The 16,301-nt window shown below is 72.4% G+C and carries 9 protein-coding genes; 3 read left to right on the top strand and 6 right to left on the bottom strand.

Going from position 1 to position 16,301, the window contains the following annotated elements:
- Positions 1–3: 3 nt before the first annotated feature.
- The 4 genes from HHX33_RS05565 to HHX33_RS35615 all read right to left on the bottom strand — a co-directional run bounded on the left by HHX33_RS05565 (position 4) and on the right by HHX33_RS35615 (position 8,453).
- A complete protein-coding gene (locus tag HHX33_RS05565) occupies positions 4–3,108 on the bottom strand; it encodes an FAD-binding and (Fe-S)-binding domain-containing protein (protein WP_182873614.1) in 3,105 nt (1,034 codons plus the stop codon).
- A complete protein-coding gene (locus HHX33_RS05560) occupies positions 3,105–4,871 on the bottom strand; it encodes a thiamine pyrophosphate-dependent enzyme (RefSeq protein WP_182873613.1) in 1,767 nt (588 codons plus the stop codon). Before HHX33_RS05560 ends, HHX33_RS05565 begins: the two co-directional genes overlap by 4 nt.
- A gap of 380 nt (positions 4,872–5,251) precedes the next feature.
- The gene (locus HHX33_RS35620) at positions 5,252–6,724 is read right to left on the bottom strand and encodes an arabinofuranosidase catalytic domain-containing protein (RefSeq protein ID WP_182873612.1); all 1,473 of its coding nucleotides are present in this window, start codon (positions 6,722–6,724) and stop codon (positions 5,252–5,254) included.
- A 310-nt stretch (positions 6,725–7,034) separates the two neighbouring features.
- A complete protein-coding gene (locus HHX33_RS35615) occupies positions 7,035–8,453 on the bottom strand; it encodes a family 43 glycosylhydrolase (RefSeq protein ID WP_182873611.1) in 1,419 nt (472 codons plus the stop codon).
- 142 nt (positions 8,454–8,595) lie between these two features.
- Here HHX33_RS35615 and HHX33_RS05545 point away from each other — a divergent pair, with 142 nt between their 5' ends.
- Entirely contained in the window at positions 8,596–9,066 is a 471-nt protein-coding gene (locus HHX33_RS05545) for an ACT domain-containing protein (RefSeq protein ID WP_182873610.1), read from the top strand.
- Here HHX33_RS05545 and HHX33_RS05540 read toward each other — a convergent pair.
- Positions 9,057–9,875 (bottom strand): pectate lyase, encoded by an 819-nt coding sequence (locus HHX33_RS05540; protein WP_259402153.1) that lies wholly within the window; start codon positions 9,873–9,875, stop codon positions 9,057–9,059. The genes HHX33_RS05545 and HHX33_RS05540 overlap by 10 nt on opposite strands.
- Before the next feature lie 619 nt (positions 9,876–10,494).
- Here HHX33_RS05540 and HHX33_RS05535 point away from each other — a divergent pair.
- A complete protein-coding gene (locus tag HHX33_RS05535) occupies positions 10,495–11,994 on the top strand; it encodes a serine/threonine-protein kinase (protein ID WP_182873609.1) in 1,500 nt (499 codons plus the stop codon).
- 182 nt (positions 11,995–12,176) lie between these two features.
- On the opposite strand, the gene HHX33_RS05530 is transcribed toward HHX33_RS05535, so the two are convergent.
- Positions 12,177–12,728 (bottom strand): Lrp/AsnC family transcriptional regulator, encoded by a 552-nt coding sequence (locus tag HHX33_RS05530; RefSeq protein ID WP_220501499.1) that lies wholly within the window; start codon positions 12,726–12,728, stop codon positions 12,177–12,179.
- A 116-nt stretch (positions 12,729–12,844) separates the two neighbouring features.
- Here HHX33_RS05530 and HHX33_RS05525 point away from each other — a divergent pair, with 116 nt between their 5' ends.
- A complete protein-coding gene (locus HHX33_RS05525) occupies positions 12,845–16,291 on the top strand; it encodes an indolepyruvate ferredoxin oxidoreductase family protein (protein ID WP_310741228.1) in 3,447 nt (1,148 codons plus the stop codon).
- The last annotated feature ends 10 nt before the right edge of the window (positions 16,292–16,301 follow it).

Genomic DNA, 16,301 nt, shown 5'->3' with positions numbered 1-16,301 from the left:
GGCTCACCTCCGCGGCAGCCGCCGCCCCGCGAGCAGCGCGCCGCCCGCCACGGCCGCGGCGGTCGCGACGGCGGCGGTCGCGACTGCCCGGGCCGCCGCCGAGGGTGGCGCGGGCCGGAGGGCGTACGTCTCCTCCGGGCACGGCGTGTCCCCCCGGTCGCCGAGCAGCCCGGCGCGCAGCAACTCGGCCAGGTGCATCGCGCGGCGGCCGTCCGCGTCGCCCTGCTCGATCTGCGTACGGCAGCTGAACCCGTCGGCGAGCAGCACCGTCGCGGGATCGGCCCGCCGTACGGCGGGCATCAGCACCCGTTCGGCGCAGGCCTCCGACACCTCGTGGTGCCCCTCCTCGAACCCGAAGTTCCCCGCCAGGCCGCAGCAGCCGGAGTCGAGCACCTCGGCGTCCACCCCGGCGGCGTCGAGCAGCGCCTCGTCGGCCCGGTGCCGCATGACCGCGTGCTGGTGACAGTGCACCTGCACCAGCGCCTCGCGCGGCACCCTCGGCGGCTTCCATCCCGGCGTGCGGTCGTGCAGCAGTTCGGCGAGCGTCACCGTGTGGCCGGCGAGCCGCCGCACGTCCTCGTCGTCGGGGAACAGTTCCGGCGCGTCGCCGCGGAAGACGGCGGTGCAGCTCGGCTCCAGGCCGACCACGAGCGTGCCCGCCCGCAGATGCGGCCGCAGTTCGTCGAGCGTACGGCGCAGCACCTTCTTGGCCGTCGCGAGCTGGCCGGTGGAGATCCAGGTGAGGCCGCAGCACACGGCGCGGTCCGGCACGCGGACCCGCCACCCGGCCGACTCCATCACCTCGACCGCCGCCCGCGCGACCTCGGGGTGGAAGTGGTCGCTGAAGGTGTCGGGCCACAGCACGACCTCCCCGCGCGACCCGTCGCCGGCCGGTTCGCGGCCCGCGAACCACTCCCGGAAGGTCCGCGGCGCGAACAGCGGCAGCTCCCGCCGCCGGTCCACCCCCGCGGCGGCCTTCGCCAGCCGGGCCGTCCCCGGCGCGTGCGACAGCGCGTTGGCCACCCGCGGCGCGTACGCCGCGAGCCTCGCCCACACGGGCAGCCACCCCATCGAGTAGTGGGCGCGCGGGCGCGGCCGCCCCTCGTAGTGGTGGGACAGGAACTCCGCCTTGTACGTCGCCATGTCGACGTTGACCGGGCAGTCGGACTTGCAGCCCTTGCAGGCCAGGCACAGGTCGAGCGCCTCGTGGACGGCCCGCGACCGCCAGCCGTGCGCCACCGCGCCGCCCCGCGCCGTGCCGTCCAGCATCTCGAACAGCAGCCGGGCCCGGCCCCGGGTGGAGTGCTCCTCGGCCCGGGTGACCATGTAGGACGGGCACATCACCCCGCCCTCGTGACGGCGGCAGTTGCCCACGCCGACGCACCGCAGCACCGCGCGGCCGAAGCTGCCCCCGTCGTGGGGATACCCGAAGTGCGTGGCCACGTCGCCGTGGTTGTAGTCGGCGCCCAGCCGCAGCAGGTCGTCGAGCGGGTACGGCGCGGCCACCTTGCCGGGGTTCATCCGGTCGCCGGGGTCGAAGATCGCCTTGAACCGGCCGAACGCCTCGACGAGTTCGTCGCCGAACATCTTCGGCAGCAGTTCCGCGCGGGCCTGCCCGTCGCCGTGCTCGCCCGAGAACGACCCGCCGTACGCGACCACCAGGTCGGCGGCCTCCTCCAGGAAGGAGCGGAACGCCGCCACCCCCTCGGCCGACGTGAGGTCGAACGGGATGCGGCAGTGCACGCAGCCCTGCCCGAAGTGCCCGTAGACCGAGGTCTGCCCGTAGCCGTACCTCTCGAACAGCTGATTGAGATCGCGCAGATAGTCGCCCAGCCGGTCGGGGGAGACCGCCGAGTCCTCCCAGCCCGGCCAGGTGTCGGGCAGCCCGGGCACGCGGGCCGTCGCGCCGAGGCCCGACTCCCGGATCTGCCACATCTGCTCTTCCAGCTTCGGGTCGTCGAAGACGGCCACGCCGGCGTCGCCGCGCCGCCTGCCGAGCGACCGCAGCACCTCCTCGGCCCTGCGGTCGGCGTCGTCCTTGTCCTCGCCGCCCATCTGGATCAGCAGCCACGCGCCGCCCTCCGGCAGCTTCTTCAGCGCCTCGGCGTTGAGGTGGACCTCGCGCTGGTAACGGATCAGCTTGTCGTCGATGCCCTCCAGGGCGATCGGCCGGTGCGGCAGGACCGCCGGCACGGCGTCCCCGGCGGCGGCGATGCCGGGGAAGGCCACGTACGCCATGGTGCGCGCCCTGACCACCGGGATCAGCTTCAGCCTGGCCCGCAGCACCGTGACGAGGGTGCCCTCGGAGCCGATCAGGGCCTGGGCCACGTTGAAGCGCTTCTCGGGCAGCAGGCTGTCGAGGTTGTAACCGGACACCCGCCGCGGGATGTGCGGGTAGCGGGTGCGGATCGGCTCCAGGTACGTGTCGCGCAGCGCCCGCAGCCGGGCGTAGACCTCGGCCTTCCGGCCGCCCTGCCGCTGGATCGCCGCGTACTCCTCGTCGCCGGTCTCGCCCACCCACATCCGGGTGCCGTCGTAGAGGAGTACCTCCATCTCGGCGATGTTGTCGACGACCTTGCCGGCCCGCTGGGCGGTCGCCCCGCAGGAGTTGTTGCCGATCATCCCGCCGATCGTGCAGTGGTTGTGCGTGGAGGGCCTCGGGCCGAACTCCAGGCCGGTGCCGAGCAGCCGCTCGTTGAGTACGTCCAGCACGATGCCCGGCTCCACCAGGCAGGTGCGGTTCTCCGGGTCGACCTCCAGCAGCCGGTCGCAGTGTTTGGACCAGTCGATCACCACGGCGGTGTTCACGCACTCACCGGCGAGGCTGGTGCCGCCGCCCCGGGACAGCAGGGGCGCGCCGTGCCGGCGGCAGACCGCCACCGCCGCCACCGCCGCGTCGACCGTACGGGGGACCACCACCCCGAGGGGCACCTGGCGGTAGTTGGACGCGTCGGTGGAGTAGGCGCCGCGCATCGTCGCGTCGAAGCGGACCTCGCCGTCCACCGCCCCCCTGAGGTCGCGTTCGAGCGCCGCGAGATCCACCCCGCCGCCGCCGGGCGGGGGAGGGACCGTCACGGGGCCGGGCAGGAGGTGCAGTGTCTCCGTCATGACAGCAGCTCGTTGATCTTGTCGCGGGCGACGGCGGCCAGAGTGCTCGCCTTGTGCGGCTGACCGCGCAGGAACGCCTCGGCGAAGTGCTTGGCCTGGTCGTACTTGACCCTGCCGGGCATGGGCGGCTCGTTGGGGTCGACGTCGCAGTCGACCAGGGCGGGGCCGTCGTGGGCGAGCGCCTCGCGGATCGCGCCGGGCAGGTCGCCGGGGTCCTTGATCTTCGCTCCGTACGCCCCGCAGGCGCGGGCCCAGGCGGCGAAGTCGGCCTCGGGCCGCTGGTGGCGTACGGCGTACTCCGGGTAGCCGAGGATGATCTGCTCCCACAGGATCTGCCCGTAGGAGTTGTTGTTGTTGACGACGACCTTGATCGGCAGGCCGTGCCGGACGGCGGTGAGGAAGTCGGCCATGAGCATGGCGAAACCGCCGTCGCCGACGAAGGCGACCACCTGCCGGCCCGGATAGGCGTGCTGGATCCCGATCGCGTACGGCAGGCCGGGGGCCATCGTGGCGAGGTTGCCCGACAGGTAGAACTCCCGGCCGCCGCGGATCGTCCAGTGCCGGGCGGCCCAGGTGGCGATCGTGCCCGAGTCGCAGGTCAGGATCGCGTCGCCGGCCGCGGCCTCGTCCACGCACCCCATGAGGTACTGCGGGGCGATGGGGTCGCGGGAGGGGTCCTGCAGCGCCTTCATGTCCGAGCGCCAGTCGTCCATCTTCCGCTGGTACTTCTCCAGGAACGACCGGTCCTTGGCCTCGTCCAGCATCGGCAGCAGCGCCTGGAGGGCGAGTCTCGCGTCGGCGGCGACCGGCGCCTCGGTGGGCCTCCGGATGCCCAGCAGGGTGGGGTCGGCGTCGATCTGCACCACCCGGGCCTGCCCCTCCGGCGGCAGATACTTCCCGTACGGGAAGGAGGTGCCGATCATGAACAGCGTGTCGCACTCCTCCATGAGCTCCTCGCTGGGCGCGGTGCCGAGGAGGCCCAGCCCGCCGGTGGTCAGCGGGTGGTCGTCGGGCACCGTGAACTTGCCCGGCAGGGTCTTCACGATCGGGCTCGCGAGCTTCTCGGCGACGGCCAGGACCTCGTCGCGGGCGTGGCGGGCGCCGACCCCGACCAGCATGGCGATCTTGCCGCCCTGCCGCAGCACGTCGGCGGCGCGGGCCAGTTCGTCCTCGGCGGGCCGCAGCGGCGCAACGGAGCGGTTGGGCATGCTGGCCGGCGGGGTGCCGGGGCCGACGTGCCGGTAGGGGTCCTCGGCCGCGGCGGCGACCTGGATGTCGTTGGGGAAGGTCAGGTGGGAGACCGTCCGCCTGGTCAGCGCGTTGCGTATCGCGAGGTCCACCACCCCCGGCATCTGCTGCGGGTTGGTGATCATCAGGTTGTACGCGGCCAGGTCCTGGTAGAGCCGGTCGAGATGCACTTCCTGCTGGTAGTGGGTGCCGAGGACGGAGGTCTCCTGCATGCCGGTCAGCGCCAGCACCGGGACGTGGTCCAGCTTGGCGTCGTACAGCCCGTTGAGCAGGTGGATCGCGCCGGGGCCGGAGGTCGCGGCGCACACGCCGAGCCTGCCGGTGGCCTTGGCGTAGCCGGTGGCCATGAACGCGGCGGCCTCCTCGTGGTGGACCAGGATGAAGCGGATCTTCTCCCGTTGCCGCCGGAAACCCTCCATCAGGCCGTTGATGCCGTCACCGGGGAGCCCGAAGATCGTGTCGACTCCCCATTCCACCAGCCGTCTGGCCAGGCTCTCACCGACGATCTCAGTCATCTGCCTCTCCGTTCGGGTAGACCGTGGACGGATCGGGCCGGCGGCGGCCGCGACGGCCGTGCCACCGCGCCCCGCCGCGTCGAGGTTTTTCGAGGTTCCGCGGCTTCGAGCGGCTCGCCGGTCGCCCTTCCCGATGCCACTCCTCCCAAACGGCGCGGCCCCCGCGGCACGGCCTTTTGCGGACGGCGAAATGTGTGTTTACCAGGCATTTTGCCTGATGCAACTTTTTTCGCGCGCGGGTGCCGTGGGGGAGCCGCCGGAACACGGGAGAGCCGCCCCCACACGGGTGCGGGGGCGGCTCCGCCGTACGGCCGGACGCCTGGTCAGGAAGGTGCCCGGCCGAAGGTCATGCGCGGATCACGCGCGGATCGGGCGGGGGCTCAGTTGCGCAGGCTCCACTGCTGGTTGTTTCCGCCGTTGCAGGCCCAGAGGATGAGCTTCGTGCCGTTGGCGGTGGCGGCCGAGTTCGCGTCCAGGCACAGCCCCGACTGCACACCGGTGATCGTGCCGTTGGAGTTGACGTTCCACTGCTGGTTGGTTCCGCCGTTGCAGTCCCAGATGACCACCTGGGTGCCGTTGGTCGTGCCCTTCGCGTAGGCGTCGAGGCACTTGTTGCCGTACACCTGGAGCTCCTTGCTGGAGGTGGCGGTCCAGCGCTGGTTGCTCTGGCCGCTGCAGTCCCACAGCTGCACCTGGGTGCCGTTGGTGGTGCTGCTGTTCGGCACGTCGACACAGCGGCCGGACTGGCCGCCCACGATCTGCTGTCCGGTGCCCGGGTTGCCGCCGCCCGTGGCGTAGCCGGCGGCGACGATGTTCGCCTGCACCGCGTCCTCGGTGGCCGCCGTCGGGTAGCCGGAGGTCATCACGCCCTCGTAGAAGGTGCCGCGGGCGCCGATGCTGTTGTCACCCCCGATGCCGAGGATGATGGCCCCTTCCTTCTTCATCGGGTTGTAACCCGCGACGTTGGGACGCACGCCGTCGTAGAAGGTGCCCAGGCCGCCCGACTGCGCGTTGCCGCCGCGGATGGCCCAGTGGTTCGGCTCGCCCTTGATGATGGCCGTCAGGAAGCGGTGGCTGATGCTCGGGTCGCCCGCGTTGTACTTCTGGTTGACGCCGGAGAACAGGCCGTTCTCCAGGTCGGCCATGATCCACGGGCCGTTGCCGGCGCCGTAGCCCCAGACCTTGATGTTGCCGAAGTAGATGGCCTCCATGGTGCCGTTGCCGTTGTCACGGCTGTTGGTCTCGGCGTTGCCGTAGTCGAAGCAGCAGCCGCCGTTGTAGTGGGTGCCGTCGAAGACGGCGTACATGCCCTCCGGCTGGTCGCCCTTGGCGACGCCGTTGGTGGCGTTGTTGCGGTAGCCGGTGCCGGGCGCGACGTAGACGCCGTACGCCTTCTGGCCGCCGACCGTGATCGGCGCGGCGGTCGCGTTGGCGAGGTTGTCGTACCCGCCCGCGGCCGGGCCCGAGAAGCCGCCGGGAGGCGCCTGGGTGAGGCGGTTGTTGCGGCCCGACTGGTCGTAGATGATCGTGATCAGGCAGGTCGTCCCGGCGCAGAACGAGTCCTGGGTCGCGGCGTTGGCGACTCCTCCGGCGCTCAGCACGCCGATGTCCCGGGTGGTGTTGTCCGAGGAGCGGCGCACCTGGTAGAGCGGGCCGTTGTAACTGCCGTACAGGGCGCGGGTCGTGCTGTGCGCCGCGACACACGGGGTGCCGCCCGCGGCGTAGATGTCACACGGACCCTGCGTCGCGGCCTCCGTCGGTGCGGAGAGACCGGCCAGCAGACCGGCCGTGAGCGTGATCGCCGAGCCCGCGGCCAGCGATGCCGTCTTCAGGCGTCGTAATGCGGAGATCATGATGAGCTTTGTGCCTTTCTGGTGGGGGGTGACTCTGGCTGACGTGCGTACCATCCTTGTTAGCGCTAACATTCACAACTGTGAACCGCCGCCTCACAGTCATGCGTGGGGATCGGTGCTCAGTTTTGACTTCTGACTCTCCCGCGTCAAGGCCCGATTTGCGGCCGGGGCGAAAGTTCCACGACCGCGGCCGTCGCGGGCCCACCCCTCTTGACGCGCGCGCCGGGAGGCGATCACAGTGGCGGCAGACGTCCGCCGTGCCCGCCGCCGGCGCGCGTCGTCGCGAGGGGTGGCCGACGCGATCGGTCGGTCAGTAGACGTAGGGCCAGCCCGCGCTGTCCCAGCCGAGCTTGTTGATGCCGAGACGCGAGGATCCGTCGTCGGCGTACCAGTGGTAGAAGAGGATGTCCCCGTCGTTGTCGGCGAGGACGGCCTGGTGGCCGGGGCCGTGGATGCTCCCGTGCCCGGCCAGCACCTGCGTGCCGCCTCCCGAGGTCATCGCGGTCCCGTTGCGGTCGACGTACGGGCCCGTGACCGAGGTGGAGCGGCCCACCATGATCCGGTACGTGCTCGACGCGCCCTTGCAGCACAGGTCGAAGGAGACGAACTGGTAGTAGTAGCCGCCGTGCCGGTAGATGAACGGTGCCTCGGTCGCACCGCCGTTACGGCCCGAGATGCTGAGAACGGTGTTGTTCAGCCGCTTTCCGGTCGCCGGGTCGAGCTGGACCATCTTGATCCCCGACCAGAACGAGCCGAAGTCGAGCCACCAGCGGCCCTGGTCGTCGACGACGAGGTTGGGGTCGATGGCGTTCCAGTTGTCCGAGGTGTTCGACTCGATGACCAGGCCCTGGTTCGTCCACGACCCCGATGCCCCGGTCGTGCTCGTCGCCAGGAAGATCCCCGAGTGGTTGGAGCCGAAGGTCGAGGCCGCGTAGTACATGTAGTACCTGCCGTTGAGGTACGTGATGTCCGGCGCCCACAGCGTGTTGCTGCCGTTGGTGTAGGCATGGGTCCACGAGGCCCCGCCGGGGAACGCGACGCCCGCGTTGCGCCAGGCGGTCCGGTCGGTCGAGGTCTTGAGCGCGATGTTGTCGCCGGTGTACGCGAGCAGGTAGGAGCCGTCCGGCTTCTTGGTCACCTCGGGGTCGTGCGCGCCGACGTCACCGGTGACGTAGCCCGGGTCGGGGTAGGCGACGAGCTTGACGAGCTGCCACTGCTGGTTGGCGCCGTTGAGGTCGGTGTACTGGGAGATGCGGCCGGCGTCGGCGGTGGACCACTCCCAGACTTCGAGGGCCTTGCCGCTGTTGCGGTTGATGAGCTTGACGTAGCCGCTGTCGGTGTCGACGACCCGGAACTGCTGGTTCGTGGCGTTCTTGTCGGTGTACTGGATGACGTCGGCCCCGTCGGCGGTCGAGCGGCCGGAGATGTCGACGACCTTGCCGCTGTGCCGCGACTTGAGGCGGTAGTAGCCGCCGCCGGAGTCGACGAACTGCCACTGCTGCCAGGCCCCGTCGTTACGGGAGTACTGCACCAGCGGCGCGCCGTCGTTGGTGGCCCAGTTGTAGACGTCCAGGACCTTGCCGCTGTTGCGGTTGACCAGCACGTACGACGCGTTCGTGTCGATCGTCGCCGCCCGGGCCGGGCCGGTCAGGACGAGCCCGAGGCCCAGGGCCAGGAGCAACGTGAGCGCCGACGCCAGAGCGCCGCGCACCGGTGAACGGGCGTTCATCGGAAACCTCCCACTGTTAGCGTTAACACTTCGATGCGTGAGTGCCGGAGTCTCATGTGCGGCGGCCGGACCGCCTGGTGGACCTCGTGAGCTCGTGCTCGTGATCGGTGGCCCGGTGAGGCGCGCTTGTAGGCTGCCGATCGTGAGCGGCGAGACCGACCTGCGTGAACTGCTGACCACGATGCGCCCGCGGCCGAATCCGGGGCGCTACGTGTTCACCACCGTCGACGGCGAGATCCCGCCCGGGGTCCGTCCCGTCGTCACGGTGGCAGAGGACGAGGGGCTCACGCTGGTCGTGCCGCAGCGGGACGCCGACGCGGCGGGACTGAAGTACGACTACGTCGCCGGGTGGATCACGCTGGGGGTCCACTCGGCGCTCGACGCGGTCGGGCTGACCGCCGCCGTCGCGCGGGAGCTCGCCGCGGCGGGCCTGAGCTGCAACGTCGTCGCCGGTTTCCACCATGATCACCTCTTCGTGCCGTACCGGCAGGCCGCCCGGGCGGTGCGCCTGCTGGAGGACCTGTCGCGACGGTCGGGCCGGTCCCGGCGGCGGGAAGGGGAGCCGCCGCCGGGACCGGACGTCATGGAGGGCGCGGACCGGGTCTACCGGTAGACGATGTCCGACGACGAGTAGAGGCAGTTGACGCCGTCGGCGCCGCTGCCGATCCGCGTCGGCTCCCCGCTGGTCACGCCCTTGTACTTGTCACAGACGACGACCTTCCTGCTCCCGTCGTTCACGATCGTGATCTGCGAGAAGCGCGCCGTGTCGCCGTAGTTGGTGTTGATGCCGGCGAGGACCTTGCCCGGCGTGGTCGCGGTGACGTTCTGGATGACGACGTTGCGCTTGTACTGCTTGGAGCAGTTGCCGCACGACCGGTAGAGCTTGCCGAAGTTCTGCACCTGGAAGTTCTTGATGACCATGGTGCCCGGGCCGTTGTGCTGGAAGACCTTGTCGCTGGCCGCCCTCGCGCCGCCGCCGTCGACCGTCATCGTCTGCGACGACGAGGTGCCCTTGAAGGTCGCGGCGTCCTCGCCGACGTCCTCCCACCACACGTTCTGCAGCGTGCAGGTGCCCGTGCAGTGGATGCCGTCGGCCGCGGGGGAGCCGAGGACGACGTTCTTCAGCACGGCGCCGTCGGCCAGCTTGAATATCGGCGACTGGCCCTCCTGCTGACCGCCGGAGCCGAGGGCGCCGGTGCCGTAGTAGCGCTTGAGCTTCCCGTCGTACGTTCCCGAGACGCTGATCGTGGCGCCGACGGCCTGCTGGCCGCTCGGGGACGGCCAGGAGGCCAGCCGCGCCGCGGCCGGGGCGGCGGCGGGAACCGCCGACGCTGAGGCGCCGCCGGCCGGAGCGGCCGTCAGCGCCATCCCCGCCGCCGAGGCGGCGACGAGCGCCGTACGGAGTCTTGCCAACGTGGTCAATGCACACTCCAGTGAGGGACACGGAGGCGAGGCCGCCGTGTGCGGTGGTGCCGCCCGAGGTTCCCCGGTCGGCTTGTTCGCGTGTGTGAACCGTACGCAGATGGAGGAACAGGCTGGGAACGACGGATCCGTGGATCCGGTCACCTGTTCGCCTCCGGTGCTCGCGGCGCGGCGTTCCCGCCCGGTTCACACTGATCGAGCCGTGGACATGACGGTCCAGGCACGTGAAACCCACGGCCCGCCGCGTCGCCGGACGCGGCACGCGTGCCACTTCCGGCGACCCCCGCCACCACCACCGACCAGGCAGGGGAGCCGTCTCGGGACAGTGTGAAAACGACCATGAAAGGTGTCAAGGCACGAAAAGCCTGCGTGCGCTCCGCCGCTCCCGGCGCGCTGACGGGCCGGGGCGACGCGCCCGGAAGCCGCACTGGTACGGCGCGCGCCGGGCCGCCGGTGCGCGGTGGCGGGTCCGCCCCGCGTCGCGGGCCGGTCCTCTGGAAGTTTCAGGGATCTTCGCCCGGGCCGCCGTCCCAGGGTGAGCCGGCACGCGCTCTCTCCCGGCCTCCGGGGAGGATAGGTTGGCTCCCGATCATGTGCGCGAGGCTGGGAGGTGCGGGACGTGGTGCCGTCCGTGCTCGGCGGTCGTTACGAGCTGGAGGGGCTGATCGGCCGGGGCGGGATGGGCGAGGTCTGGCGGGGCCGGGACCTGCGGGCCCACCGCCCCGTCGCGGTCAAGATCCTCGCGCCGCAGGTCGCCGGGGTCGCGTCACGGGAGCGCTTCGCCCGCGAGGCCAGGGCGGCCGCCCGGATCGTCCACCCCAACGTGGTGACCGTGCTGGACGTCGGTGAGGAGGACGCCCGGCCGTACCTGGTGATGGAACTGCTCACCGGTCGCAGCCTGGCCGACGAACTGGCCGACCGGGGCCGATACTCCGTGGCGGAGGCGTGCGACCTGACGAGCCAGGCCGCCGCGGGACTGGACGCCGCGCATCGCGCCGGGGTCGTGCACCGGGACGTCAAGCCCGCCAACCTGCACCGGACGGCGAACGGCGCGCTCAAGGTGGTCGACTTCGGCGTCGCGCAGGTCGCGACGGAGGCGGCGCGGCTCACCGCGGTGGGCGCCGTCGTCGGCACCGCCGCCTACCTGGCTCCCGAACAGATCGAGGGCCGGGGCGCCGGGGCGGCCTGCGACCTCTACGCGTTGGGGTGCGTCTGCTACGAGTTGCTGTGCGGGCACCCGCCGTTCACCGGGTCGGCTCCGGAACTGGTGTACCGGCACATCCACCAGGCTCCGGTGCCGCCGAGCCGGCATCGGCCGGAGATCCCCGCCGAGCTGGAGCGGCTGATCATGGCGCTGCTGGCCAAGGACCCCGCCGCCCGCCCCGGAGCGGAGGTCGCGCGCCAGGTCCTGGCCGCCGTCGCCCTCACCGCCCCACACCCGGCCGCGAGGCCCCCCGCCGCCGGGGGCGGCGCCCGCGCGGGGGACACCGCGCTGCTGGACGTGCCCTCCTTCGGCGGGCCGCCGTACGGAGGGACGTCGCCAGGTGGGCCGGCCGGGCCGTCGGCGGCGGGCGGATCGCCCGAACGGCGGACGCTCATCCGGCTGGGGGCGGCGGTGGCGGGCCTGGCCGTGATCGTCATCGGGGTGGCGGCGCTGTCCGGACCCGGAGGGCAGAGCGGGTCCACGGCCGCCGCTCCCACGGAGACGACCACCCGCGCCGAGACCTCGGCCACCCCCACGCGGACCGCCTCGCCGCGCCCGACGCCCCCGACGCCGCGGGCGTCCGGCAGGCCCACGCCCGCGCCCCCCACCCCGGTGCGCCGCGTCTACGGGGGATATCAGGAGTGGCTGGCCGCGTTCGACCACGCCGTACAGGAGCAGGAGAGCCGGGGCGGCATCGAGCAGGGGCTGGCCCGCCGGGCGCACGACACGATCAGGAAGGCGGCGAGGGATCTCCTCCACGACCGGGGCAGAGGCAGAGGCCGGGGGGACAAGGGCGCGAGGCGCGTCTACGACCTGGTCCGCGAGCTGCAGAAGGCGCACCGCGACGGCCGCCTCGCCGACGGCCCGCTGATCAGCTTCCTCGACGCCGGCGGCGTCGGCGGCCGGCCGAACTGACCGTTCCCGGGCCGTCGAATCGCCGGGACGCTCGCGACGCGAGACGCCCGCCACGGCCGCGGCCGCCGGGATCTCCGGGACGCATCAGACGCGCGACGTCCGAAACGGCCGGGCCCCCGCTGTGCGGCCGGGGACATGCCGGGGAAGCGGATGCCGTGGGTCCCGCGATGCCTCCGGAGGCGTCAGCGGGGAGGGCGGCGACCGGGCTCTCCGGCCGGGCCGGTGTCTGTGGCCGACCGGGTGTCTGTGGCCGACCCGGTGCCGCGGGTCCAGGAGCCGAGCACCAGCAGGGTCTTGGTGCCGGTCACGTCGCCGGCGCGGCGCAGCCGGTCGATCACCTGCTGAAGGTGGCTGAGGTCGCGGACGCGGACGTGGATGAGCGCGTCCGGATCGCCGGCGATCGTGAACACCTCCTGCACCTCGGGCACGTCCGTGGCGGTGCGGATGATCTTCGCGACCGGGGTCGTGCCGGGATACCGCAGTTCGGTGAACGCCTCGATGCCCCAGCCGAGCTTGGCGTAGTCGACCCGCACGGTGAAGCCCGTGATGACGCCGATCTCACGCAGCCGGTCGACGCGCCGCTTCACCGCGGCCACCGACAGGCCGATCTCGGCCGCCATCTCCGAGAAGGTCCTGCGCCCGTCCTCGCGCAGCAGGCGTAGCACCTGATGGTCGATCTCGTCTATCTCCGCGATGGGGCCACCTCCGTAACCGACGCAAAGAACAGTACTCATATGAGAGCGATTCTTCATAGTTTTGCGTCGTGGCCGCTGTCTGCCGCGCCGTGCTTGCGTACGGGGCGGGAGATTGCTGTGCTGTGGGTCACCCCCCAGTAGCCCAGGAGGTTCGCGTGAGTGTGAGCATGTCTCCGCGTCCCGTCTCGCTCGACGACAGGTACGCCGCCGAGAGCGGCACCGTGCTGATGTCGGGCGTCCAGGCGCTGGTCCGCCTGACACTTGAGCAGCGCCGCCTGGACGCCGCGCGCGGCCTGGACACGCGGGTCTTCGTCTCCGGGTACCCCGGCTCGCCGCTCGGCGGGGTCGACCTGGAGATGGCGCGGGCCGCGCGGTTCCTGGCCGAGGCGGGCGTGGTGGCCAAACCCGCGCTGAACGAGGAGCTCGCGGCGACGGCGGTCGCCGGCACGCAGTTGCTCGACCTGCTGCCGGGCCGCCGGCACGAGGGCGTGACCGGCTTCTGGTACGGCAAGAACCCCGGCCTCGACCGCGCGGCGGACGCGATCCGGCACGGCAACGTCGCCGGGACGGCGGCGCTCGGCGGCGCGGTGGCCTGGATCGGCGACGACCCCGGCAGCAAGTCGTCGACCGTCCCCAGCACGTGCGAGCCGATGTGCCAGAGCCTGTCGATGCCGCTGTTCGCCCCCGGATCCGTCGCGGAGATCATCGAGCTCGGGCTGCACGCCGTGGCGCTGTCGCGGGCCACCGGTCTGTGGGCCGGGATGAAGATCGTCACCGACGTCGCCGACTCCTCGGCGACCGTCGGCCTCGGGCCGCTCCGCGAGGGCGTCCCCGTGCCGGACCGCACCCCCCGGGGCGCGCCGCCCACGCTGGTGGGCCCGGCCTCGCTCGACGCCGAGCACGACATGCTCACCCGCAGGCTCGGCCTGGCCCGCGAGTACGCCCGCGCCCACGACCTCAACCGGGTGACGCACGACGCGCCGCGGGCCACGACGGGCGTGCTCGCGTCCGGCACCTCCTACGCGGTGGTCCTGCGCGCCCTCGCCGACCTCGGCCTGGACGAGACCGCCATGGACGACCTCGGCCTGCGGCTCATCCGGCTCGCCATGCCGTTCCCCCTCGCGTACGACCACCTCGCGGCCATGGCCGCGGGCCTCGACCGGGTGCTGGTGGTCGAGGACAAGGTGCCGTTCCTGGAGGGCCATCTCAAGCAGGCGTTGTACGACACCGATCACCGGCCCGACGTCGTCGGCCGCGGGCTGCTGACCGCCCGTGGCGGCCTCTCCGCCGAGGACGTCGCCGAGGCGCTCGCCGTCTGCCTCGGCAAGGAGCGGCTGCCCCGCCGCGCGGTGGTCCTGTCCGCCCGTCCCGCGGTGCGTCCCCTGCTTCCGCTGGTGGCGGCCCGCACGCCGTACTTCTGCTCGGGCTGCCCGCACAACATCTCCACCCGCGCCTCCGGCGACACGCTGGTCGGCCCGGGCATCGGCTGTCACGCGATGGTCGCGCTCCACACCGAGGGGCGCGGCAGGCAGGTCGGCATGACGCAGATGGGCGGCGAGGGCGCGCTGTGGTTCGGCCTCGCCCCCTTCACCTCCGACCGGCACTTCACCCAGAACCTCGGCGACGGCACCTTCCACCACTCGGGTTCGCTGGCGATCCGCGCCGCCGTGGCCGCCGGCGTCTCGATCACCTACAAGCTGCTCTACAACGACGCGGTGGCGATGACCGGCGGGCAGCGTGCCGAGGGCCGCCTCGACGTGCCCGCGCTCACGCGGTCGCTGGCCGCCGAGGGGGTGCGCCGGATCGTGGTCACCACGCCCGAGCCGGAGACCTACCGCGGCGTCCGGCTGGCGCCGATCGCGTCCGTACGGCACCGTGACGACCTCCAGGAGGTGGAACGGGAACTCGCCGAGGTCGACGGGGTGACCGTGCTGGTCCACGACGACCGCTGCGCGGCGGAGGAGCGGCGGCTGCGCAAACGCGGCAAACTGCCCACGCCGACGGCGAAGGTGGTGGTCAACGAGCGGGTGTGCGAGGGCTGCGGCGACTGCGGCGAGGCGTCCACCTGCCTGTCGGTCCAGCCGGTGGAGACCGAGTTCGGCCGCAAGACCCGCATCCACCAGGCGTCGTGCAACTCCGACCTGAGCTGTCTCAAGGGCGACTGCCCCTCGTTCCTGCTCGTCGAGCCCCGCCCGCGGGTCCGGGACGCGGTGCCCGCGCCGCCGGTCGCGCTGACCGAGCCGGCGCCGAGGTTCTCCGGGCGGCCGGTTCTGCTGCGGCTGCCCGGCATCGGCGGCACCGGGGTGGTCACCGTCTCACAGATCCTCCAGATGGCCGCGCACCTGGACGGCCTGCACGCCGCCGGGCTCGACCAGACCGGGCTGGCGCAGAAGGGCGGCCCGGTCGTCAGCGACGTGCGCCTCTCCCCGCACCCGATCACGGGCTCGGTGCGCGCCACCCGGGGCGCGGCCGACGTCCTGCTCTGCTTCGACCTGCTCGGCGCCGCCGCGGACGGCACCCTCGCCGTCGCCTCACCCGGACGCACGGTCGCCGTCGTGAACACCGCGATCGTGCCGACCGCCGCCATGCTGACCGGCCGCGCCGCGCTTCCCGGGCCCGAGGACGCGCTCGCCCGCCTGGAGTCGGCCACCGTGCCGGGCGGCAACGTCCACCTGGACGCGGGGGCGCTGTCCGACGCGCTGTTCGGCGACCACATGCCCGCCAACCTCCTGCTGGTCGGCGCGGCCTACCAGCACGGCTGCCTGCCGCTCTCGGCGGACGCCATAGAGCGGGCGATCGGGCTCAACGGGGCCGCCGTCGAGACGAACCTCGCCGCGTTCCGGTGGGGCCGGGCCGCCGTACTGGACCGCGAGGCCGTGCTCGGGGCCGTGTTCCGGGCCGCGATCCCGGGGACCGCGGCCCTGCACGAGACCCGGGAGGAGACGGCGGAGGAGACCCTGGAAGACACGCTGGCCGTGCGAACCGCCGACCTGACCGGATACCAGAACGCCGGGTACGCCGGGTCGTACGCCCGCGAGGTGCGCCGGGTGGCCGCCCTGGCCGCCGAGCGCGCGGGGGAGAAGGCGGGCGACCGGATCGCGATCGCGTACGCCCGGGGGCTGCACAAGCTGCTGGCGTACAAGGACGAGTACGAGGTCGCGCGGCTGCACCTCGACCCGGTGGAGCGCGCCAGGCGCGAGCGGGAGTTCGGCGCGGACGCCGACGTGTCGGTGCTGCTGCATCCGCCGCTGCTCAGGGCGATGGGCCTGAAGCGTAAGATCAGGCTGCGCCGGTCCGCCGGCGTCGTGTTCCGCGGGCTGCGCGCCGCCCGCGCGCTGCGGGGCACCGCTGCCGACGTGTTCGGGTACGCCGCCGTCCGCAGGGTGGAGCGCACGTTGCCCGGGGAGTACCGCGAGCTGGTGCGGCGGGCTCTCGACCGGCTCACTCCGGCGAACGCCGCCGCCGTCGCCGAGATCGCCGCGCTGCCGGACATGATCCGCGGCTACGAGGGCATCAAGCTCGCCAGGGTGGCCGAGTTCCGCGACCAAGCCGCGACCCTTCTCGCCCGGCTGGACGACCCGTCACCCGTGGAGGCACAGTGATTGGGGAGGC

The organism is Microbispora sp. H10670 (assembly GCF_014161385.1).
GTDB classification, from domain to species: domain Bacteria; phylum Actinomycetota; class Actinomycetes; order Streptosporangiales; family Streptosporangiaceae; genus Microbispora; species Microbispora triticiradicis.
This window is presented reverse-complemented; position numbering and strand designations above follow the sequence as displayed.